Below are 24,140 nucleotides of genomic sequence, written 5' to 3' on the forward strand. Positions count from 1 at the left end.
ATCTATACCTCAGCATTTATATTCTTAAACGTTAAAAGTTTATTCCTATAATATTCGTATTGTTTTTGTCTCTCCGCTATTTCAGCAGGAAGTCCTTTAGAAATATCGTTACAAAGTGTGTCAAAACGATCAAGAATGTCAACAATGCGTTGTTGTTCTGCAAGTGAAGCATATGGAATCATCACTTCTCCAACATGACCTTTAGAAATTCTTGGCACACTTGCTTTTCTCACCCTATCATATAAAAATTGTTGTTTAGTTTTTAAAACATAATATAAATATCGTTGATTTATCTTTTCACTATCAAAATAAAGGCAATCATCTGCTGCCCAAAAATCATTCTTACTATATCCAACTTCTCCAGCAGCTCCCGCACTAATTAAAAATGTTGTATTTTTATTTCTGTTTGCTTTATAATACTTTCCTTGTGATATAAGACTATTTTGAAAAACTTCAAATTCAAATTCGTCACTTAAATCCTTTTTTGTCACCCTTTTTCCCCTGTTAATAGAACATAATGAAGATAACTTCCTCTCTTGATATCTATGTTTATTGATGAGAATTTCCCTATAGTACTCATACTGTTTTTTTCTATCTGTAAGCTCTGTTGTAAGCTCTGTTGTAAGCTCTGTTGTAAGCTCTGTCAAATTGTCCAAAATACGGACAATTTCACTCTGCACAGGCAAAGGAGGTATTGCCACTTTTATTCTTCCCATAACATTACTCATTAGTTTTGGGTTTCCCATACCTGAATTAACATAGGAAGGGGCCTCAACATTTAATGTGTAATATAGATATTTCGTTAAAACATGTTCATCAGTGACCTTCAATAGTCCACATACATTTGTAATGCTGAATTTCCCCATTCTATAAAATACTGTGCCAGCATTTGCTCCATCTGTAGTCCATGTTAAATATTCGCCATCATAATCAAACGAATTAATTAAACCTAATTTACCTTCATTTTCAGTTTGTGACGAATATACTGGGTAATCCCCAGCGTTTTCCTTAATATAGTCCTTTGACATTATTCGCCCACGACTTATGTTACAGATATCTGCAATAGATAATTTGCGAACACCATCAGGACATAACTCAGCAAGTAATTTTTCTAACTTACTCATACGCCCACCTCGATTTCTGCAATTATCTTATCAATCTCAGCACGAAGTCTATCTATGTTAGCCACTGTTTTTTTGATTTCAGTATTTAATTCAACTATATCTATAACTTCTCTTGTATCCTTAGCCTCAACATAAGTACTTACCGAAAGATTATAATTTTCTAATGCTATCTCACTATTATCTACAGATTTAGAAACATGGTCTACATCTTTTTTATTAGCAAACAACTCTAAAATAGCGTCGATATGTTCTTCTGTTAAAATATTGTTATTTGTTTCTTTTTTGAAATAATCTTCACCACTTGCATCTATAAACTGAGTTTTAGTATCAGTTTTATGTTTTGAAAGCACTAATATATTAACTGCAATTGATGTTCCAAAGAATAAATTAGGTGCAAGTGAGATAATAGCTTCTACAAAGTTATTGTCAACTAAATACTTTCTAATTTTTTGCTCTGCTCCACCACGGTAGAAGATACCTGGAAAACATACAATTGCTGCCCGCCCTTTACTTGAAAGATAACTTAATGCATGAAGTACAAAAGCAAAATCAGCTTTTGATTTTGGTGCAAGTACTCCTGCTGGTGCAAAACGTACATCGTTAATAAGAGTTGGATCGCCGTTACCAATCCATGGTATTGAATAAGGAGGATTTGATACAATTGCATCAAATGGTTTCTCATCTCCAAATTGTGGATCTTTAAGTGTATCTCCTAATACGATATTAAACTTATCATAGTTTACATTATGCAAAAACATATTCATACGAGCAAGATTATAGGTTGTATGATTAATTTCTTGTCCAAAGAAACCCTCTTCAATAATATGCTCATCAAACTGTTTCTTTGCTTGTAATAATAAAGAGCCCGAACCTGCTGCTGGATCGTAAATTTTATTAATTGTAGATTGACCATGCATTGCAAGTTTTGCAATGAGTTTAGATACACTTTGTGGTGTAAAAAACTCTCCTCCAGACTTTCCTGCATTAACAGCATAGTTAGAGATTAAAAATTCATAAGCATCTCCAAATAAGTCTATTTGATTTTCTTCAAATTTACCAAAACTAAGCCCTTCAACACCTTTAATTACAGCTGCTAAACGACTATTTTTATCTTTAACTGTATTTCCAAGCCTATTACTTGTTGTATCAAAATCAGCGAATAAACCTTTGATATCTGATTCAGAAGGATATCCATTTGCAGAACCTTCGATTGCTGAAAATATATCTGCTAAATCTGTATTCAAGCTATCATTTGTATTTGCATTTTTTGCAATGTTACAAAATAACTGGCGGGGATATATAAAATACCCTTTTGTCTTAATTGCATCTTCTTTTATTTCTTTTGTAATAATACTATCATCTAATTCTGCATAGTTAATACTATCGTCCCCTCCTTCGATATAATTTGAAAAGTTCTCACTAATAAAACGATAAAAAAGGGTTCCTAATACATATTGTTTAAAGTCCCATCCGTCAACAGATCCTCTAACTTCATTTGCTATTTTCCATATCTGTGATTGTAATTCTGCTCTTTGTGCTGCACTTGACATTTCAATTCCTCCGTTTAATATAATTAATACATTGATAGCTTTAAAATCAATTTGTTATGTGCTATTTCACTTTATATTTAGTGTATTAATGTTTTTTATTATAACATATTTATTATCAAACTATTGTATAAAAACAACACCATATGAAAAATTATCGCTACAATCTATAATCACGTCAATAATACTCTTTAAATCATTTTAATTTACAGTTTTATTTCATTTATTGATATGTAGAAAATTCGATTTAATAGCAAGATGATCTAAAGTCATTTTTTCATATTAGATATTATTTAAAGTCGTTTATTTAAAATAATTCATTATTCTTTTAATTGATAAATTCAAGTCCTTTATTTTCATATATATCATTATATTTTGATCTCTAAATGACTATAAAAATTTTTATACTCAAAATGTACTCAATTTAGCTAATAATTTATCATCTGAATTTTAATATTTCTTTTACAAATTTAACATCTACATTGACTTTATATCTATTTATCTATTTTTTATCTTATTTTCATTTTTTTGTACTTCAATTACATCAATTATTCTAGCTTACTGATTTTCTGTTGCCAAAATGTTACCACAAATCATTTATAGTATTTTCCCCTCATAAATCACTCCTTTTACTGATGTATGTCTATGCTATATCGCCGTTTTCAAGATATTCCCTTATCAGAATATCCTGTTTATGGCTTTCATATGAATTTTTTCTTTCTTTAAGATATGCCCTATGTTCAATAAACTCTACTCCTCTAAGAGATGTAATTAAATCGCTTAAAAAATCGATTTTTTTCTCAATAAGAGGCACTTCACTACCACTCCAAGATGAAAATCTCGCAAACAAAGGCATAGACTTAAATAACTCAATATCCTTTGTATACTTCACCAATTCCAACAAAAATTCTATTCTATCTGATTCAAAAAATGATATAATAACATTAAAAATTATTTCAAGCTTGTTTGTATTAATAATATTTTTTTCAATATACTCCTTAATCCATTGCTTTTTTCGTTCCTTTACAACGTCTGAAGTTTCTTCACTATTAGCGAAAATTGTTGCCACTTCACCTTCTTCCGTAAAACTAAAAAAGTCACCTATCATATTCTCATAAGCTATTTGGATCAATTCCTTATAACTGTCCATTGCCCATATATTTTCAAAAACATTATGTTCATATGATATTCTATGTATATTACCATGAAGTTTTCGTGTGATTTCTTTCCAAAAAGAATTATTTCTTTTAACAAGTTCCATTAAAAGACTTCCATTATAATCAAAATGCTCTCCTAAAGCAAGTAGATATAATTTTCCTAAAAGTTCCCATTCATCTCGAAATAAATCCAATACTAAATTGATTGTTGTTTCCTGATAACCATAATCTAGAAATTTTGCTACATAAAAACTATTTTCAGGTGGATTATCAATAATAATTTCTGATACTTTTTTTACAATTTTTGCATCATATTCTCTATATTTCTCTAAATATAATACAGAGGGAAAATCAGGCATTTGTAAAGATGCCTCTTGCTTCATAAAATCTAAAAAATCTTTTGTTAATTCTTCATTTAACATTTTCTTTGGTGCGATTTCCCAAAAGGCACATTCCCAATTATGCTTATATGCAAAATCTTTTTCCTCTATAAGTTTTTTTGTTTGCTCAATTCCAAAATTCATAAGTAATTTATTTATAATTCTGTCTGCATTACTTCCATAAGGGGCTTGATAATGAATATAACTTTTCACAATATTTAAATACATTTCTGGATCAGATTCTAAAATTGCAAAAACAGTATTTATCCCTGATTTCAAAGACCATTCTTCTTTATCTTTATTTTTCTCACAAATTTTGCATATTTTAAACAAATGAGCATAATCATCTAACTTATAGTCTTTAATCATTTCTTTAATTTGTCTTTCTCTCTCTACCTCATCTTCCTTCCAGGTTTTACCCATTATATGCTTTTTAACTAATGTGTTATATATCACAAAATCATTATTTTCAGTATATCTCTCAAACAAAGTCTTATTTTCAATTTCCATCCATTCTGAATGTTTTTCCAGCTGTCTCAATACTTTACATTGTTCAAATGACAAATCCTTCCATTTATCAAAAAACATTTCTTTTATACATTGCAAATCATACATTTGAATTTGCTTTGCTTCTTCTGAGTTTAACCCACTAACATAGCAATGTGAAATAATATTGTTAAGCAGCTTCTTATATTTATCACTTGAGTATAGCTTGGACAATACTCCCCATATATAACTACGCAACTTTTTACTCCCATTAGTATATAATATCTGTAAATTAAACATTGTAAAAGTTCTACTATTCTCACCAGACTCTGTCCTGTGAAAACTGCACTTTAACAGTTCTTTTAATACATGTAAAAATAAAATGGTAACATTAATGTCCTCACCATCATTTGCACATCTCCACAAAAATTCTACCATCTTTAATTCTTTTTCATAGTCTAATTTATGTGAATTTTCATCAAACGACATTCTATCAGAAAAAGCAAAATAAAAATCCATGATCAAGTCAGGTCTTTTTTTATAATAAAGTAGCAATAATTCCATAGCATCCTCAAAATATTTTGAATACTTAAAGCTACTTAAAATTGAAATTTCTTCATATTTAATATTATTATTATTTTTCTTGTTTTCAATATCAACCTGTGATATATCCATCTCAATACATTTTATATTATCTATTTTTTGCTTTAAAATAGATAACGATTTTTCTTCATTAAGGGCATGAAAGCATTTTACATATTCTGCTTGCTGGCTCTTATCTGCCTTATTCCAACTTATATTAACCTGTTGCACAATATAATTCATTGTATCCTCAGAATAAAACAATTCAATTAGTGTATTCAATGCATATACTAATTTATTTTTAAATTCTGGAAAGCCTATTTGCAACAATTGAAAAATAGAAATTGCTTTTTTTTCAATTAAAATATATTCTAATATATAATTCCCAAAACTCTGATCACTAACCTTTGCTACTTCATCTTGATATAAATCAATCAATTCTCTTTCATTCAAATCATGGCATAAAATTATAAAACATTCAGAATTTATATTCATTAACGCTAATATTTTTTGTGCTATAATACTTTCTTTAAAACGTATTGTCCCTAAAAGAGATATAGCAAACAAAGCCTTTATGGCATTTTCCGTTAATTCTGTAGTTTCTATTATTTTCCCATAATATTGGGCAAATATATCTGTAGCATTTCTTATAGCCAAGTATCCATTATCAATTGATATTTTCCCAGCCAAAATAGCTAATCTAATATTTCCTTTTGCAATCTGTGTTATTCTATCTAAATAATCTTCATTATTTATCCCAAGATTTTCTTTTAGAATACCTTTAACTTCTTCATCTTTTAAAACTTTAATTGTTATCTCCTGTGGAATCATGTACTGACGAACAATACTTTCCACTCTATGTTTTGCATAATTTCGTACTGTCATTACTATTTTAATATTATTATTCGATATAGCAGTCACATAATCCAGTATGTATTCTAAACTAGTTGTTTGATTTGCATCATCAATAAATAAAATATATTTTCCTTTATCAGCTGTGTAATATTGTATGTCATTATAAAGCAATTCCCCGTTATTTTTTATACACAAAACATTCCAACCTTCAGTTTCAAATAGCTTGCATACTTCTAAAACTAGCCTTGTTTTTCCTACTCCTGACACCCCCGTTACTAATGTAATATTTGAAGAACTAAGCATTGAATATAATTGTTCTTTTTCTTTCTCTCTATAATGTAAATCCATACTAAGAGGCGTATTCATTCCATTTTTGTCATATACCTTAATAAATTCATCTCTTGGAAATATTTGATGAGTATCAACTTGAATATGTAAATATTCTGCCGCCAAAAACGGAAAATTTACAAGTAAATCATGAGAAATTGTGCTTAATCCTATCAATTCAATCTCAATTCCTGATATTATACTTTTTAATTCTTCTTGTTGTTCTACATGAATATTTGTAGAAGAATATGCACAAATTATTTTTTTTATCTTTTTTTCATCAATTTCTATTTTATCTGTATTAAAACAAGATAAAATATCCTTTTTCATTTTTCCAAATGCTTCTGTTCCCACTGTTCCATACATGATTAAAATATACTTTCCATCATCCTCAACCACGAATGAATCTGGAGTACCTTTAGTGGTCTTATTGGTTCCGTCTTGCACCCCTAAAGTTTGTATATTTGTAAATTTGTACTTTTTATATAAATATGCATCAAATAATTTCTGAAAACTTCCGCCTTCCAATTCTTTAATTGCGTTCTGTATAGTATTTATTTTGCTCATAGAACCTTTCTCCATTACATTATCATATTTCAATTTATCTTGCTGATTTCACTCAGCTGGCAACATTTTATTTCATTCCTAATTATAATATAAATATTGCAAAAATGATAGGCAATCCTATAGACTTCCTACCATATAAAATAAATAATATAATCTCGTACTATTCAAACTCTATGAATTCATATAATTTTACTAATCTATTTAAATTAGTAATTATCATCTATTATATCTATTGCACTATTTTTACAATATTCTTGCTATTTTAAATGAAACAAGGTCATAACATTTAAAACTTTAACAAAATAATTGTATTAAATAATTCAATATAATTTTTTTCTAACCTATAACATATTCTCATTTATTCTCAAATTTTTTAAATAATTGATTATATTTTATACCATTTTTAGTGAATCTAGTTCGATAATATTTTCTGCCAGTCACTCTATATATTTCTAATAGTCCTAAAGATATGAAATAAGGACATATTACATTATAAAAATATTGTTCAGGGCAACTTTTATCAACATATGAAGAAGCAAAAGAGCCGCCCATATGTTTAATAAATATATACGCATCTAATCCACTAATTTTTTCACCAAAATCTTTTTGATAATTCTCATTTATTAAAAACTTTTTTGATCTCAAATTATTATTTAATTCATTAAAACTTAATTTACGAATTTTAAATTTACCTTCGATTTTTGAGAAATCCCCTTGCAATCACCATGGCAAGTGAATATCTTCGTTTCTTTCAATTTCCAAAATAACTTTTGGAATTATTTATGTTATTCAAATAAAAATCTGACAATACAATTGATATGATTGGTTTATTTGTAGTTACAGCATAATCATATTCCATTTCAGTATAACTAATTTCTGTTTGATTATTTATCCTTACATATCTACCACCTAAAATTAATAAATAGATATCAGAATTATCAATCCATTTTTTTATTACTTTCCATTATTCTTCACTGTTTGCTGAAAATATTTCCAAACCAGCTGGAATATGACCTGACTCTAAAATACTTATAACAGCAAGTTGTCTTTCCTCTTTTAAATCTACGTATGTTAAGGATATAAAAACTTGTGATTTTTTATCCAATTCATATTCACCTTCCTTTTCTAATTCTATTTCCCAAAATCAGTATATTTACACTTTTGGTTAATGACTATCATTAACCAATATGAAATATCCATAATTTTAATACCTTCATATTGATACCCCTCATGATTTGTTCGTGCAATAACCATTTTTGGATATACATCATTAATTTTCAATAATGGAGTAATTTCTCTTTTAAAAGTTTTATCATCGCTAATATTATCTGAAACTTGAATATAAATTTTTTTATTTCGTTTAATAGCAACAAAATCAATTTCCATTTTGTAAAGAACACCAACATAGATTTCATATCCTCTACGTAGTAATTCAATTGCAATTATATTTTCAAAAACATGACCATAATCCATATTTTGCTTCTTGTTCTTTATATAAATATGAGCCAGACATTCCACCTTATTTGAGATAACGATCAAAAGGCATATACAAATCATCAAGCCCATAATATTGAAGAAATTCTTTAAAAGAAAATGGATATACCTTTCTTTCAAATGTTCTTCCTATAAATAATGTTGCTAAATCTGAACTAAGTAAAACGGCATTAGAACCCGTGATATATATCCTATTTTTCCATTGCATGTAGACTGTTAATTGTTAATTCGAACTTTGGACACATTTGGACTTCATCAATCATTACAAAATTTTCTTTACCATAAACATAAGCAGCTTCAATGTAATTTTCTAAAGCATGATATTCTTTCAAGTCTTCAAATTTAATTATATTAAAATTGATATGAATTATATTTATATCTGTCAAAAAGTTTTGATTTCCCACTACGTCTTACACCACTAATTATTTTTATATCTGGCGTTCCTATAACATTAATTAATTTTTCTAGATATTCTTGTCTATTTATCAATCGCATATTAAGACCTCCATATTTTATATTATATCACCCTATTTCCCAAAAATAATATTTTTTTATTTTTGGGAATCAGATTAAATTTCTAATACTTTACCTTTTTAAAAATTATTAAATCTAGTTATGTCAAACTTTTGATAAGTCACCTTACAATCATGATACCAGGAATAATTCAATAAGAAAATGGTTTAATATCACACATTTTAATCCTTAGTCATTGCTTTATACTTGATGTTTTTTTATTTTCTCAATTTATTAATATTTCTTCAATAGATATCAATACAATTAATCAATAAATGTGTATAATAAACAATGTATTATTTATAGGAGGTTTTTTATGATACTTGAACAAATAAATCCGGATCTACTTGCTTTAGCTAAAGAATCTGATACAGTTTTACATGATATCTACGAAAAGATCGACTCTATTTGTCTAACAAATTCTAATCGAATCTTATCTGCTTTTATTGAAAACAAAGTCTCTTACTCAGATTTTAGTGATATCAATGGTTATGGAAACTATGATGAGGGAAGAAATAAAATTGAAAAGATTTTTGCAACTGTCCTTGGTTGTAAGGATGCATTAGTACGGCCTCAAATTATGAGTGGAACAAATGCTTTATATTTAACTCTTTCAGCCTTATTAAAACATGGTGACACAATGATTTCATTGTCTGGGGCTCCTTACGATTCACTTCAGGAAATGATCGGGATAAGCGGAGATTCAAGTCAGTCGCTAAAAGCTGCTGGAGTGAAGTACGAACAAATTGAATTAATTAATGACGACTTTGATGATCAAATAATTATTGAACGCTTAAAAGAAAAGAATATAAAATTAGTTGAAATTCAAAGATCTAGAGGTTATTCACATCGTAAGTCATTATTGATAGCAAAGATTGAACGGATCATTAAAAAGATTCGTGAAGTAAATGATGAAGTAATTATTATGGTAGATAATTGTTATGGCGAGTTGGTAGAAACCAAAGAACCCGGGCATGTTGGTGCTGATATTGTTGTCGGATCTTTAATGAAGAATCTTGGTGGCGGGATTGCTCCAACTGGAGGATATGTAGCCGGTAATCAAAATTTAGTTTATATGGTAGCGGAAAGATTAACAGCTCCAGGAATTGGAAAAGATTTAGGGGCTAATTTCAATTTAAACAATGCTTTTTTTAAAGGGATTTTTATGGCACCCAATGCTGTAAAAAACGCATTAAAAACTGCTATATTTACAGCTTATATGTTGGAAAAACTAGAATATTCAAACGTATCTCCTCGCTATGATGAACCACGGACTGACATTATTCAAACATTAGAACTTAAATCTAAGGAGAATTTAGTAAGCTTTACTCAAGGCATTCAACAAACTAGTCCAATTGATTCATTTGTCCATGTTTTACCAGCTCCAATGCCAGGGTATCCTTTTGATGAAGTTATGGCTGCCGGCAGCTTTACTCAAGGCAGTACGATTGAATTAAGTGCTGATGCCCCAGTTATTGAACCATATACCTTATATATGCAAGGCGGTTTAACTTTTGAGTATGGAAAATTATCTATTTTATTAGCATTATCAAATATGAAAAGGAAGTTGGATTAGCAACTTCCTTTTTGTCCACCATCAATTCGAATTACGGTATTATTAATAAAATCAGCTTCTTTGCTTACTAAAAACTTTACTAAATAAGCTACTTCTTGAGGATCACCATAGCGATTGACCATGATTTTTTCAACTTCTTCTTTTAAAAATTGCTCATCATAACCATTCAGTTCATTTTCCGTACCAATGAAACCTGGAGCAATGCAGTTTACATTAACAAAAGGTGCAAATTCAAAGGCAAGATTATGTGTCATAGAAATCAATGCAGCTTTAGATGCATCATAATCAATACACATCGGATAATAGGTATTAATACCATTGGTCGAAGCGATATTAATGATTTTTCCATATTCTTGATCGATCATATGGCGATAAACACGTTTACTGCAATTAAATGCTCCTACTACATTTACATCTAATGTTTTTCTAAATTCTTCAGCATTTTTTAAATGAAATAAATTTGATAAATCTACGGCTGCATTATTGATCAAAATATCAACGCCACCAAGTTTTGACTCAATCAAAGATACCATTTCATCTACTTTATCTTCCTTAGAAACATCTCCTGCAATAGCCAAACAACGTACTCCATAATCATCAATAATCATATTTTTTAATGCCTCAGCTTCTTTTTTAGATGTTAAATAATTAATTACAATATCATATCCTTGTTCTGCCAATTCTAAAGCAATTGCTTTGCCAATTCCTTTAGCCCCCCCAGTAATCAATACAATTTTATTCATAATTTTAAAAAAGAGCTTATTAAGCTCTTCCAGCATACTTTCCATCAGTTGTAAACACAACGATTTTTTCTCCAGTATCAATGAACTGAGGAACCCGTAATGTTAACCCTGTATCAGTAACGGCATCTTTTGTCTGGTTAGATGGTGCACCCTTGATGGCTGGATCCGTTTCAACCACCGTTAATTCTACTTTTTCAGGAACAGATACTGATAACAATAACCCGTCAAAGAACATTAATGAAACAGTTGAACCTTCAATAATATAATATTTATTGTCCCCTACTTGATCCTCTGCCAATTCATATGTTTCATATGTTTCTAGATCCATAAAATAAAAAGTAGCATCTGCTTCATATGAATATTGCGCATCTTTTCTTGAAATATTTGCTGCCTCAAACTTAGTCGAAGCATTAAAGTTTCTTTCTTGAATCGCTCCAGTTTTTAAGTTTCTCATCTTTGTTTTTAAGATGGCAGCCCCTTTACCTGGTTTTACATGTTGAAAATCCATAACTTGACAAGGATCACCATCAACAATCAAAGTTAATCCTGTTTTAAAATCACCTGCTAATATAGCCATATTTTCACTCCTAATCTTGCACATTTTAATATATACTTTATTCTATCAATTTTAACATCATTCCTCAAGACACATTATGATATTTGTGCTTGTTTCTCTGTTGTATGTTCCTTAATATATCTGCTCCACTTGATATAACCATATGTTGTATTAGTAAAATAGCCTAATTTTAGAACTAATAAAACATATTGTCCCGAAATAATATTTATAACGGCTTCAAGAAATGCACAAATATACCATGCAATCCACTGCTCTTGCAACCTAAAGAAAATAAATAAACCATTTGCAATCCCTACTGCTGAGGCACAAGCATCAATATAGATAATGAATGTTTCTAATAATTCATTGTTGTAGAAATCCGTGGCAATATTTAAACCACTAATAAGATATCCAATTACAAACGTCCAAACAATGATTCCGATGATAACTAAAACTTCCTGGTATCCTCTTAGTTTTCTTACTACTGTTAATTCATTTTCTTCATCATCTTTATGTTTTGACCAATTTATGTAACTAATAATATCAATTGGCAGCCAGAAAAATAATGTTGTTGCCATTGTAGCAAATCGATACATTAATACTACACATATAGCAATTTCAACAATTTCAACTAATACCGAAACAAGAAAATTATATCGTGATTGTTTAGAAATCAATAATTCACAAAGAATATTTAAGAATGTATCCAATAAATAAAGCAGCATAATGATAATTCCATTTACCCCATTAGCACTTTCTTCTGGGAAAACTACGGAAAAAATCGTTGCTAGAACCATGATCGAAATAAACCATGATTTTTCATAGGTTGTAAATTGTTTTGCAAATAACATCATAATTAAAATGGATAACATCAAGATTAAAGAAGCAATCCCAAAGTTAAATAATGAGGCTAATTCATTAGCTCTTACTTGTTTGTAGGCATACTGTACTTCTTGATCGTTTATATTTTGGTGATCAAAATATAATTTTGTCCCATTTTTTGTTTCGTATTCATATGCTGTAATTGTCTTATCATCTAATTTAACATAGTCTTCATATGAATAAGATACAATTAGCTGCTTGTCACCATTTATATAGGTAACATCACAAATCGTGTTATCTTCACTGTAGTCTTCTAAGTCAGTATCTCTTGTCATCTGGATACTTTGTTTAAACTGTATATCTTCAATATTAGCATTAATATCAAACAAGCCATATCCAATTGATATAATTGAAGCAATACATAATCCTATTGAAAATATTACTTCTATCTTTCTTAACCATTTTTTAGATTCCATGTTGACCTTAAAAAATTTAATCATATCAAACCTTCTTCCCCTATATATTTACTTTTTTAATGCTTTTACATTATAATATATTTTTATAAATATGAAATACTTTTTTATAAATAGTAAGCACAAAATAATATAGTGTATTAAAAAAGTCAATATTCTTTGTAACCAAAGAACTTGACTTTTATAATTTACATCTATTTTATCCTTCATCATCCCAGGGCATGAATATGTCTATAATTCTAGAATCTTTTATATCTTGACCTGTCAGATATTCAAACATATATAATAAATACTTATATGAATCGAGATTATTTGCTTTAGCCATCTCTATAATGTTGTATGCACAGGCAGTTGCTTCAGCAACCAACAGGATCATTCTACTATCTTCATAAATTCTACCTTTCTATTCTAACATTACTTTATATAAACTGAGATTTATGGAACCTAACTATTCTGTCGCTATAAAGTCGACTTACGCACAGTAACCTCTGCACAGACCAGCCCAGCTATATGCTCCGCTGTTTCGTTTGTCAGTAGGAAGAACATTCCGTCATTACGGCATTTTTTATGCGTATCGCCATTCAATGTATAAACAAAACCTTTGACACAGGTATCACTACAAGCAGCAGGGTCAATAAGTCTCTTACAGTCACGAGAAGCAGTCATTTTCATTTGCATTTCAGCAGGCAGAAAAGCGATTATATCCTCATACTTGCCAGCATTGTCTCCGTAAATGCGTGCCAAAACACCTGACTTCCGAAACACCCAATTCATTACAGTTTTCTTATCTAGCTGGTATGAAGCAGTATAACCGCTCTTTGCTTCTTTGATTACAAGGTCACAGCCTTGTTCAATAAGTTTGTTATTAAGTTTCTCGACAAACGTTTGATATTCTGGTGCAACTGCCGATAGAAACTCTTTAAACGAACCCTTTTCTTTTACCATTACCTTTTTCCTCCATCAAATTCAATTATATATATACTTAGATTTCGATAACATTACCGCAAGACATATAATTCATATTATCCATTTGTTGAGATAGATAATGATATGCCTTTTCACCAGTGCAATGACAAGTATAAAATTCAATATCTTTATACTTTTGTAATTCCATTGCAATACTGTTTAACAATTCTTTTGATACTGTTTTCTTTGTAAGTGGGTTGAACAAATGAAAACCACCAATACAAAAATGTGGTTGATACTTCTCTGCTTCTTCCATGATATTTACAACACCAGAATGCCCACACCCCATAATAACTACTACTTTATTTTCTGAAATAATCAAGTTTTGTTCGTGTACAAAAGTATCTTTGCCCTTTTTATCATAAAGAGCATTATTGGCAGGAGAATAAAATTTATTTGTTTTACTTACTGTAAATAGCGATAATTCTTCATCAATTTTATAATTACCATTCAATAGTTTGATTTGCCTATTAGATTTAAGCTTACTATCAATTCCAACTGGTATTTTAAGAAATAAGGTTTTACTGTAATGTGGTTCAAAGGCTTCCTTTTGCACATAGATATTTGCCACAGAATTAATATCTAAAAATTTTTTCAATGCTCCTCCATGGTCAAAATGCCCATGAGAAATAATAACAGTATCCACTTTTGAAATATCTATATTTCTTTTCATAGCATTTTCAAATAATGTGCTATCTGAACCTAAATCAAATAGAATTTTATGTGATTTCGTTTCAATATATAAGGAAAGTCCGTGTTTTGTTTTAAGTTCTGACTTAGTCGTATTTTCAACTAATGAAGTTATTCTCATAAAATCTCCTTTACAAATTCTAATTTGTAATACATATAGATTATATAATATACTATTCTTATTAACAATCAATTTAAGTTTGATAAAAAAATTTAATCAATCATCCAACAGAAATCACAAAGAATATATTATACTTTTCAATATTATTCCCATTACGCAGTTTGCAATATTGATAATCCATATTGTAAACATAATTCATCAGATACTTTTCTCATGTTATAAATATCTTTATAGGTATTACAATAACGTTTGCTGTCTTTAAAAGAGGTAGAATTAATCAAAAAGTGATTATGAATATTATCAGTATCTAAATGAGTGGATACAATAACTTCAAATCGATCACCCATATTTTTTGAGCAAGTAATACGCCTAATTGATGTGCCAAATCTGCATCAATTTCATCTTCCTCAAATGATTGATAACCATGAAATGCAAGAATTTCACTTTCATCATGATAATGTTTGTTTGTATTTTCCATGATTTCTTTTGGATTGTCAAAAGAACAATTAATATAAGTCACATATTGAGTAACCATTTTTAATGGATTTGATACATAATCAACTAAATGATCTAATCAGCTTTTAACTGACCACATTCCAGTTGTTGCCATTAACTTACACTCCTTACTATTAACTCAGTTGAAGATATAAGCGATTTTAATTGTGCTAATACCAATAAGAGTATCTTACTCTATTAGAAGCTGGTAGTAAGATAATTTGACTAGCTGATTTAAATTATTTCCAATTCATTGAGTCTTAGGAATCCTATATTTGTATTTTATCCTCAAAACAAATTGCTTGATTGAGTGTTGGGGTATTCTGAATTTTCAAAAAATTGTGCTAATCCATTCAAAGAAAGCAAAAAAGGACCGTTCATCAACTATTTAAGGTCATTTATTATTAAATATGCTAAAAACGCCTAACTAAAGGCGTTTTTTTATATCAAATACTATTCAAATTCGATACTGATTATCATATTTATCTTGTTTTCATATGTATTATAGCACTATTTGCACATCTTAATCTAGTAAATAACGCTTGTTCTTCATTATATTTAAAAACTTTATTGTCTGTGTATTGTCAACTAAGTAAAAGAATAAAATCCTTTACTTTTTTTAGCAAGCCAAAAACAATAAAAAAGATGACAATTAAGCAGAGTTGCTAATCATCATCTCAATTTATAAATTCTTTTTTAATATTGTATAAATCCATCAAAAAGCTAGTTGTAAATTTTATCGCTAACTTACCTGTTTTTAATCTACTGATTTTAGTGCACTAAGCATATCTAATGTGCTTAGTTTTTTGTTCATGATATAACCTAATATCACTGTAATAGTGACAATTAGTATTACTGGAACTACAAATGCTTTCGCACCTAATGCTGGATTAAACATAACTTCATCAGGTGGTACTACAGCTAGAATGTATCGATAGAGAACATCTCCAAATCCAAACCCCGCTAAAACTCCAATGAGAGAGAGTAAAATGGTTTCTCTATAAATATACATAGTTACTTCCTTATCGTAGAAACCGAGTACTTTAATGGTTGATAGTTCTCGAATCCGTTCTGCGATATTAATATTAGTAAGATTATAAAGAATAACAACTGCAAGCATAATAGCTACTACAATTAATACTTGCATAACTTTATTCAATGAAACAACAATCGTATCAATTTGGTTTGTTAATGTCATGTTTTGAACAACACCTTTGACACTATCGGATTGCATGAATTTGCTTGCTTGTACACGAGCATTTTCTGTCGATTTATCTTTCAATATAATTAAATTTGCATTAGGTTCATATTCTTTTGAAAATGATTTCTCATAATATGAATCATTCATGAAGAGGAAGTGTCCTGTATACATTTCGGTAATATCAGCAACTTTTAACTTATATTCACAATTGTTGGAATCGGATATTGTAAAACTATCTCCAACTTCAACATCTAATAATTTTGCAAATCGCTCTGAAATGATAGCTCCATCCTTCTTCTTTAAATCTATTTTCTTTTGTGTCTTACGATGTTCAAGAGCGATATAATCATCAAACTCTGCTTCATCTTTTGTGACAATCAATTTGATTGCTTGTTTATCTTTATTTTTGCCCGCTACTTTTGTAAGTGAGTCATAATATACTGGGGATTGCTTTTTAAGCGCATCAGCAGATAATAACACATCCATTTCTTTTTGTTCATCATCATTTAGATTGTTATTTTGAGCTACGATTAAATCATATTTAATAATTTCTCCAAATTGTTTCTCATTGATTCCAGAAATAGAATTTTGAACACTAAATCCCGCAAACAATAAGGTAACTGCACCACAAACTCCAAAGATGGTCATGAGCATTCTTTTCTTATAACGGAAAATATTTCTAGCGGTTACTTTATGAGTAAAACTCATTTTATTCCAAATTGGTTTAATACGTTCTAAGAAAATTTTAGATCCTTTTGCTGGAGGTTTCGGTAATAATAAAGCCGCTGGTTTTTCTCTTAATTCTCTAGAAGCGACAACCCAAGCTGGAAGAATTGTACTGATCATCGCTAAAATTAATGCGATTATCGTTGTCTTTAAATAAAAATGCATTTCTATTTGTGGAACATCAAAACTTGGCCCATACGCATTATAAACGATTATAGGAACTAAGATATGACCTAAAACAATACCCGTGATGGATCCTGTCAATCCAGAAACTAAACCATAAATGGTAAACTTCTTCATGACATCTTTATCTGTATAGCCTAATGCTTTTAATGTACCTGAGTTGATTCTTTCTTCATCAACAAAACGTGTCATTGTTGTTAATGTAACTAGGGCAGCTACAAAATATAAGAAGATTGGGAAAACATTTGCTAAAGAATCAATAATGATAGAAATTGTATCATAAATTTTATAACCATCAGAACCTGGTACTTCTCTACGTGTATCTAAAGAATACACAGGGAGTTCTAATTGATCCATACTTTCTTTAGCATCTGCTAATTTTTCTTCATTCTCACTTATTTGCTTTTCAGCATCACCCTTTTTTTCATTAAATTCTTTTAATCCAGTTTGATACTCACCCTCTTTTTCAGCGAGTTCTTTTTTGGCAAGTTCTAGTTTTGAAACATTTTCTTTATATTCATTATCTTTTGATGACAATGTATTAAAAGCATCTTCCCATGTTGCTAAACCAGTATAGTAGGTATTTAAACTTTGATTATATAAAGTAATACTCTCTTGGTATTTAAAATAGCCTGCATTATATTCTAATTCTTTTTTCTCTAATAATTGCTTTTGAACTAGTAGTGTTTCTTTTGACTGATTGAGTTTTCCTTCATTTTCTGAAAGTTCTTGCTCCTTCGCCTCAATAAGCGACATCCCTGGATTATACGTATCCTTCATAAATGATTGATACTGTGTATTCACTACTTGAAGTTCTGCGTTAGCAACTGCCAATTGTCTGTTTATTTCATTTCTTTGTTCATCACTAAGAGCAGGGTTTTCAAGTTGCTTATTAAGGGCGTCGATACCTTGCTCATAAGAAGCGATCGCTGTTTCATATTGAGCTTTTCCACTATTTAATTCTTGTTTACTAGCCTCAATTTGAGCTTTCCCTGCATTAAGCTCTGCTTCTTTTGACGCAATCTCTTTACTCGCTGCATCAATTTGTTTCCAACCTTGTATAATTCCCTGCTGAGCTGTATTTAACTGTGACTCAGTTGCTTGTAATGTAGTTTTAGCACCATCCAACTCTTGCTTTGCACCATGTAACTGTGCCCATTTTTCATTTAATTGAGTTTGCCCATCTGCTAATTGTTTTTGTGCTTCTTGTAACTTTGCATCTGAAGAACTAATCGTTGCTTTTGCATCTTCAATTTGTTTATTTGCATTTACTAACTGTTCTTCTATATTTGATAATTTTTCTTTTGCTTCATCGAGTTGTTTTTGTCCATCATCAATTTGTTTTTGATATTCTTTTTTGATGGCTTCTAATCTCAACTCTGGTTGATCTACTAATAATTTTTCTAATTTACTTTTATGATCTTGAATACAGTTTGTATATTTATCTGTATATGGACTTATATCTTTTGTATCTTTGAAAGTAATACGTGCTAGCATATAATAATCAGAATCAAACACGCTATTTTTTACAAAGGCATATCCTTTTAATTCACCGGCTCCTGCCGTTGATTGTCCCATATTGATGGAAGATAAAAATTCTGGTGAATTTACAAAACCTACAATTTTAAAAGAATGCTTTTTTAAAACGTAATTTCCAGTAACATCTCCTTTTTCAACAAACTTTATTGTATCACCAATTTTGTATTTATCGGCATACGTATTGGATAAGACAATTTCACTATCCTTTTTTGCATTTCTTCCCTCTATCAATTCATATTTTGAAATTTCATCGGGGTTAGAAAGAACACGAATCGCATCTGTTGAATCCTTAATTTCAACATCTTTTAAATACCCATACTCGATTTTTTCACTACCGGATAATTGATTGATCGCTTTCTGATTTTCTTTATCAATTCCATAATCTCCAATTACCGTAATGTCTGATAAGTTCAAATCCTGAAAATAATGAGTTCCTGTATCTCTTATATTTGGTCCTGTTACTTTAAGACCAACTAAGGCAAAGGAACCTAGCATCATCAAAGCGAAGATAGAGATAAATCGTCCTTTTGTGTTAGAAAAACATTTTTTAATGTCTTTCCATAAATTTTTCTTTTTCATGAGTATCACCTACCATTCGATTTCTGCTATGCTTTGTGGATTTGGATTTACTTCTATACTTTTTACTTGAGCATCGTGCATATGAATTACACGATTCGCAATCGGTGCAAGCGCTGCATTATGCGTTACGATAACAACGGTCGCTCCTTTTTGTGTACACATATCTTGTAATATTTGTAATACCTGTTTTCCTGTTTGATAATCAAGTGCCCCTGTTGGCTCATCACATAATAAAATTTTAGGGTTTTTAGCGATTGCTCTGGCAATGGCTACTCTTTGTTGTTCTCCTCCAGATAATTGAGAAGGGAAATTGTTCATTCGCTTCGCTAATCCTACATCTTTCAACACTTGAGTAACATCAAGCGCATTTTCAACAATCTCCGAAGCCAATTCCACATTTTCTTTTGCGGTTAAATTTTGTACTAAATTATAAAACTGGAATACAAATCCTACATCATTTCTTCGATATGTTGTTAATTGTTTAGGTGTGTAATCTGATATATCTTTTCCATCAATAACCACTTTTCCTTGATCATTGCTATCCATACCACCTAAAATGTTGAGCACAGTGGACTTTCCAGCACCAGATGCTCCTAAAATAATGGCTAATTCACCTTTTTCAATCCCGAAATTCACATCTCTATTGGCGTATATTTTACTATCACCCATTTCATATGTTTTACAACTGTTTATCATTTCTATATAACTCATGATTAAAGCCTCCAATCTTTTGCAATACCATATAATTCATAACTATTTTTTTCTTCTTTAAGCGTTAATTGAATCGATCGAAAATCAAAAGTTCCTACTGCTGTATAATTTGATTTACGCATGAGCGAAACTAGTTCACCCTTCAATTCGCACTGTCCATGTTCTAGTATTTTCCCAGACAATGCGTTTCGATGATTCAAAATATCAAGATAGCCCGAGATATCTCTATTATTTATGTTCAACAATAAACTGCCATCCCGTATACCAACTGGTGTAATCATTTTTATCGCGTAACAATATTGCTCTGTATACTCTCCCATAATGTTTACTCCTTTCTTGTTACATTGTTATTATAAAAATGTATGAGAACAAAAAGTATGGTCATATTTGCACAGTTGAGTAAAATACGGACAAACAAATAAAGATTGGGGAACAAATAATTAAAAAATAATCGTTGAATCATTTGATGGATAAGTGTATATTAAATTTATACAAGGAGGTTTTAGCTATGAAATATGAAATCACAAGTTTAAATACAAAAAAACTCTTTGCTGAAGCATTGAAGAAAATTATCTTACAGAAATCTTTTTCAAAGGTTACTGTCAGCGAATTGATACGCGAATGCGGGGTTAATAGAAAGACTTTTTATTATCACTTTTCAGATGTTTATGATCTATTAAAATGGACATTGGAACAAGAAGCCATCGATGTTGTTAAAAACTTTGACTTGATTGTTGATTATGAAGAAGCGATTTCATTTGTTATTGATTATATTAAAGTAAACAATAAATTCTTAAATAATATTTATGATTCTTTAGGTAGAGATGAGTTAAAAAGATTTTTCTATAGTGATTTTGTAGGTATCACAAAAATTATCATCAGCAAAGCGGAAGCAGAAGCACATAAAAAACTTCCAGATAATTTCAAAAAATTCTTAGCTGCTTTTTATACAGAAGCGATTGCTGGAACACTTGTAGAAAGGATTACACACCAAGAGCAACAAAGCCAAGAAGAGCTTGTCACATATATTTCTACTGTATTTCGTTACTCACTTACATCTGTAGTAAAAGAATTTTGTGAAAATTAGAACTGTTTTATAACATAAAAAGGTGAAGCCATTTGGCTTCACCTTTTACATATAAGTATTATTTTAAATATGCCATTAATCCAGCGATAATAATTCTTGCATCAAAACGAATTGGTTTGACAGGTGCGACTTCTCGCTTCATATCTAACAATGTATAAACGGCAGTGCGTGCTGCTCTGACAGAGTATTCTTCAGTGAATACAACATCTTCTGGGATTTCACAATATTGTCCAGTAAACCCAAGATTTGTTGAATTTTCTGGTACAACTTGAGGTCTATCACCGATAGCTCGTGGCATAAAATGTGCATTCGTATAGGGAAGAATAACTGGGATTGCTGCAACGACTTCATCACGACACTTTTGTCGAGTTTCATCATCCATTGGTAAACTCATAAGTATTTCTTCCAAAATTTCCATTCCATTACATTCATATTCACTCTTCTTCACAAAGCGTCCTTGCTTATCAGGATAGAATGAACAAGTCCATAGGAATGAATAACCATCTGGTTGATTTTCAAAATATGGAGGTAATGGATTGCGAAGTTCTAGGTGCCAAGGAGAACCTGTAAACATAGTGACAACACCCTCACCAGTTTTATTATGAGTGTATTTTTCTAACCAATCCATCAATGTATTTCCTTTGAATGTACAGTTAAATGTCATCCAACTAGACTTATCTGGGTGAGCAAAGAATTTATCTGGATCACCCAGATTATCTTTTTTCGCTGCAATATTTTTCCAAAGTGTCGCACTCATTGGATAACTATCATTTTTAATGGCAGGTTTTGTAGCACTACCTAAAGAAGCATTATCAGTCATACAACCTAATGTACACACAACCATATCTCCTTCATGAAGTTGAATATATCCTTCTTTTCCATTTGAAAGAGTATGTAATCCACTCACAGTAATCGCATCTCCCTCTAAGAAATCCATGTCTGTAACTGCTGTATTGTAAATGAAATTAACACCTGCTTCTTCTAAAACCGACATAATTGGTAAAATAACACTTTCATATTGACTGTTTTCTGTTAGTGTAATACCTTTCATATTTGTTAATCTAAGAATCAAATGGAAAAACCGAGTTAGATAACGACGGAATTCCATAACACTTGTCCAAGGTGTAAAAGCAAAGGTACCTTCATAAACATACCAGAATACAGTTGTCCAAAAATGTTCACTTTCTCCAAACCAATCTTCGATTGTAAGATCTTCAAGATCAGATTCATCTGCTTTAAAAAGATTAGCAACCATCATTAATTCTTGCTTATTAAGCCCATAACTGGATACATCCATAATCTCCCCATCTTCATCGAGAAGGCGAGCCTTAGCATGACAAGGTTTAGAAGTAGAAAACTCAAATATGTCGTCAGTTACAGAGTTTCCATCATTTTTTAATGAAGGGATACTAGACATAATATCCCAAAAATTTTCATATGTTTGTCGGTTGAACATACGCTCACCTCGACAAACCCAACCATGTTCTGGATCACCTTGTGCATCATTAGAGCCTCCTATAATAGGAAGTGCTTCGATGATGTGGATATTTTTTCCATCAAAGCCACAGTCGCGTAGTAAGTATGCAGCACCTGTCAAACTACCAAGTCCTCCTCCTATAAAATAAAATTGTTTATTATCATTTCTTTTTTTATTACCAAGCATTTTTATTTCCTCCTTTTTTATTTTCTGCTTCCTGTAATTTTAAGTGTGCCTTTTTTGGCTTTTGCGATTGCAGTTAGTTCATCACCACTCACTAAGCCATCACATTCGTAAACAAGTTTTCCCATAGACGACATTAATTCACCATTGAAACTGAAAGAATCGCCATCCACACGTCCATCGCTGAAGGGATTTTCCTTCCCCTTGACCATAATGCTACCATGAAGTTCACTTCCGTTTACGATAAGAGTCATCTCTCCTTTTTTTGCACCCATTGGAGTTTTAAGCAAAATAGAATATGTTCCATTTACCATCATGTGTACCTCCTTTCTTTTGATAACTTCATTGTAAAGTGTAGTAAACAGAAATAAAACAAACAAAAAAACCGTAATGTAGCATATCCTACATTACGGGTAAAGTGTATGGAAAGTTGTCTTATACTTTGTGTGTTTTTTCCACACTACGCTTTAGTGCACGCTTAATATTACCATAAGAAGCAATATCGATAAGTTCAATCATTTCCTCGGGCGTCTGTTTCATTCCATTTGCAAGCCAACCAGCAAGACAAGATACATAAGCACGAACATAATAATCAACAATGAATTCGACATGTTCTGGTTTTGCAGGAATTTCTTCTAAGAGAGTATCTACAAACCTACACAAGATTTGTTTGGTATCTTTGTAGAACATCCGCTCTAAAATTTGCCATCCTAGACTATTATACGCACACATACAAACGCTACTATTTTTTTGCACATAACGAAGTAATAGAAGAATTCCCTGATCCCAGGTATAACAGTTCTCACTTTTTTTAAGCAACTCAATCGCTTCACTTTCAAACATCCATTCCATCAATTTATAGATATCTTCAAAATGATAGTAAAAAGTAGAGCGGGTAATATTGCAATCATTAAGTAAAGAACTTACCTTAATATCATTAAAAGCCGTTGTTTGCATTCGTTTTTTTAAAGCATCTGCTA

At 30.4% G+C, this 24,140-nt stretch carries 22 protein-coding genes and 2 pseudogenes; 2 read left to right on the forward strand and 22 right to left on the reverse strand.

Annotated elements, in window-relative coordinates; all coding sequences use genetic code 11:
• Positions 1 to 2: 2 nt before the first annotated feature.
• From ACLR9T_RS01810 to ACLR9T_RS01850, 9 genes and pseudogenes are all read right to left on the reverse strand, one after another.
• A complete protein-coding gene (locus tag ACLR9T_RS01810; RefSeq protein ID WP_413107825.1) occupies positions 3 to 1,124 on the reverse strand; it encodes a restriction endonuclease subunit S in 1,122 nt (373 codons plus the stop codon).
• Entirely contained in the window at positions 1,121 to 2,674 is a 1,554-nt protein-coding gene (locus ACLR9T_RS01815) for a type I restriction-modification system subunit M (protein ID WP_413107826.1), read from the reverse strand. Before ACLR9T_RS01815 ends, ACLR9T_RS01810 begins: the two co-directional genes overlap by 4 nt.
• A 640-nt stretch (positions 2,675 to 3,314) precedes the next feature.
• Complete coding sequence (locus tag ACLR9T_RS01820; RefSeq protein WP_413107827.1) at positions 3,315 to 7,025, reverse strand: hypothetical protein; 3,711 nt, start codon at positions 7,023 to 7,025, stop codon at positions 3,315 to 3,317.
• 354 nt (positions 7,026 to 7,379) lie between these two features.
• Positions 7,380 to 7,745 (reverse strand): hypothetical protein, encoded by a 366-nt coding sequence (locus ACLR9T_RS01825; RefSeq protein ID WP_413107828.1) that lies wholly within the window; start codon positions 7,743 to 7,745, stop codon positions 7,380 to 7,382.
• Positions 7,746 to 7,776: 31 nt separating this feature from the next.
• Positions 7,777 to 8,130, reverse strand: a pseudogene (locus ACLR9T_RS01830) (DUF4062 domain-containing protein).
• A gap of 26 nt (positions 8,131 to 8,156) precedes the next feature.
• Positions 8,157 to 8,498 carry an ATP-binding protein gene (locus tag ACLR9T_RS01835; protein ID WP_413107829.1) on the reverse strand — a complete coding sequence of 114 codons (342 nt, stop codon included), beginning with the start codon at positions 8,496 to 8,498 and terminating at the stop codon, positions 8,157 to 8,159.
• Positions 8,499 to 8,544: 46 nt separating this feature from the next.
• Positions 8,545 to 8,727: an AAA family ATPase gene (locus ACLR9T_RS01840; RefSeq protein WP_413107830.1), complete on the reverse strand. Its 183-nt coding sequence runs from the start codon at positions 8,725 to 8,727 to the stop codon at positions 8,545 to 8,547.
• Positions 8,711 to 8,851, reverse strand: a complete 141-nt coding sequence (locus ACLR9T_RS01845) for a hypothetical protein (RefSeq protein WP_413107831.1) — start codon at positions 8,849 to 8,851, stop codon at positions 8,711 to 8,713. The genes ACLR9T_RS01840 and ACLR9T_RS01845 overlap by 17 nt, the downstream gene beginning before the upstream one ends.
• Positions 8,852 to 8,870: 19 nt before the next feature.
• Positions 8,871 to 9,014 (reverse strand): hypothetical protein, encoded by a 144-nt coding sequence (locus ACLR9T_RS01850; protein ID WP_413107832.1) that lies wholly within the window; start codon positions 9,012 to 9,014, stop codon positions 8,871 to 8,873.
• A 334-nt stretch (positions 9,015 to 9,348) separates the two neighbouring features.
• Here ACLR9T_RS01850 and ACLR9T_RS01855 point away from each other — a divergent pair, with 334 nt between their 5' ends.
• A complete protein-coding gene (locus ACLR9T_RS01855; protein WP_413107833.1) occupies positions 9,349 to 10,608 on the forward strand; it encodes an aminotransferase class I/II-fold pyridoxal phosphate-dependent enzyme in 1,260 nt (419 codons plus the stop codon).
• Here the strand turns inward: ACLR9T_RS01855 and ACLR9T_RS01860 are convergent.
• From ACLR9T_RS01860 to ACLR9T_RS01905, 10 genes and pseudogenes are all read right to left on the reverse strand, one after another.
• Positions 10,605 to 11,351, reverse strand: a complete 747-nt coding sequence (locus tag ACLR9T_RS01860; protein WP_035110614.1) for an SDR family NAD(P)-dependent oxidoreductase — start codon at positions 11,349 to 11,351, stop codon at positions 10,605 to 10,607. The genes ACLR9T_RS01855 and ACLR9T_RS01860 overlap by 4 nt on opposite strands.
• 19 nt (positions 11,352 to 11,370) lie before the next feature.
• Positions 11,371 to 11,928: an elongation factor P gene (gene efp, locus ACLR9T_RS01865; RefSeq protein ID WP_008791678.1), complete on the reverse strand. Its 558-nt coding sequence runs from the start codon at positions 11,926 to 11,928 to the stop codon at positions 11,371 to 11,373.
• A gap of 74 nt (positions 11,929 to 12,002) precedes the next feature.
• The gene (gene pnuC / locus ACLR9T_RS01870) at positions 12,003 to 13,229 is read right to left on the reverse strand and encodes a nicotinamide riboside transporter PnuC (protein ID WP_413107834.1); all 1,227 of its coding nucleotides are present in this window, start codon (positions 13,227 to 13,229) and stop codon (positions 12,003 to 12,005) included.
• A 172-nt stretch (positions 13,230 to 13,401) separates the two neighbouring features.
• Entirely contained in the window at positions 13,402 to 13,578 is a 177-nt protein-coding gene (locus ACLR9T_RS01875; protein ID WP_413107835.1) for a hypothetical protein, read from the reverse strand.
• A gap of 83 nt (positions 13,579 to 13,661) precedes the next feature.
• On the reverse strand, positions 13,662 to 14,147 hold the full coding sequence (locus ACLR9T_RS01880) for a hypothetical protein (protein ID WP_413107836.1): 486 nt from the start codon (positions 14,145 to 14,147) through the stop codon (positions 13,662 to 13,664).
• A gap of 37 nt (positions 14,148 to 14,184) precedes the next feature.
• Complete coding sequence (locus tag ACLR9T_RS01885; protein WP_413107837.1) at positions 14,185 to 14,979, reverse strand: MBL fold metallo-hydrolase; 795 nt, start codon at positions 14,977 to 14,979, stop codon at positions 14,185 to 14,187.
• A gap of 152 nt (positions 14,980 to 15,131) precedes the next feature.
• Positions 15,132 to 15,514: pseudogene (locus tag ACLR9T_RS01890) on the reverse strand (relaxase/mobilization nuclease domain-containing protein).
• Positions 15,515 to 16,231: 717 nt separating this feature from the next.
• The gene (locus tag ACLR9T_RS01895; RefSeq protein WP_413107838.1) at positions 16,232 to 19,702 is read right to left on the reverse strand and encodes an FtsX-like permease family protein; all 3,471 of its coding nucleotides are present in this window, start codon (positions 19,700 to 19,702) and stop codon (positions 16,232 to 16,234) included.
• Between the two features lie 9 nt (positions 19,703 to 19,711).
• The gene (locus tag ACLR9T_RS01900) at positions 19,712 to 20,413 is read right to left on the reverse strand and encodes an ABC transporter ATP-binding protein (protein ID WP_413107839.1); all 702 of its coding nucleotides are present in this window, start codon (positions 20,411 to 20,413) and stop codon (positions 19,712 to 19,714) included.
• Between the two features lie 2 nt (positions 20,414 to 20,415).
• Positions 20,416 to 20,733 carry a hypothetical protein gene (locus tag ACLR9T_RS01905; protein WP_413107840.1) on the reverse strand — a complete coding sequence of 106 codons (318 nt, stop codon included), beginning with the start codon at positions 20,731 to 20,733 and terminating at the stop codon, positions 20,416 to 20,418.
• Between the two features lie 188 nt (positions 20,734 to 20,921).
• Between ACLR9T_RS01905 and ACLR9T_RS01910 the strand changes: the two genes are divergently transcribed.
• Positions 20,922 to 21,500, forward strand: a complete 579-nt coding sequence (locus ACLR9T_RS01910) for a TetR/AcrR family transcriptional regulator C-terminal domain-containing protein (RefSeq protein ID WP_413107841.1) — start codon at positions 20,922 to 20,924, stop codon at positions 21,498 to 21,500.
• 58 nt (positions 21,501 to 21,558) lie between these two features.
• Here ACLR9T_RS01910 and ACLR9T_RS01915 read toward each other — a convergent pair whose 3' ends face one another.
• The 3 genes from ACLR9T_RS01915 to ACLR9T_RS01925 form a co-directional block, all read right to left on the reverse strand.
• Positions 21,559 to 23,163 (reverse strand): oleate hydratase, encoded by a 1,605-nt coding sequence (locus ACLR9T_RS01915; protein ID WP_413107842.1) that lies wholly within the window; start codon positions 23,161 to 23,163, stop codon positions 21,559 to 21,561.
• Positions 23,164 to 23,180: 17 nt separating this feature from the next.
• Positions 23,181 to 23,474: a hypothetical protein gene (locus tag ACLR9T_RS01920; protein ID WP_413107843.1), complete on the reverse strand. Its 294-nt coding sequence runs from the start codon at positions 23,472 to 23,474 to the stop codon at positions 23,181 to 23,183.
• 121 nt (positions 23,475 to 23,595) lie between these two features.
• Entirely contained in the window at positions 23,596 to 24,117 is a 522-nt protein-coding gene (locus ACLR9T_RS01925; protein ID WP_413107844.1) for a TetR-like C-terminal domain-containing protein, read from the reverse strand.
• Positions 24,118 to 24,140 lie beyond the last annotated feature (23 nt).

It is taken from the genome of Thomasclavelia sp., assembly GCF_047249845.1.
Lineage (GTDB): Bacteria > Bacillota_I > Bacilli_A > Erysipelotrichales > Coprobacillaceae > Thomasclavelia.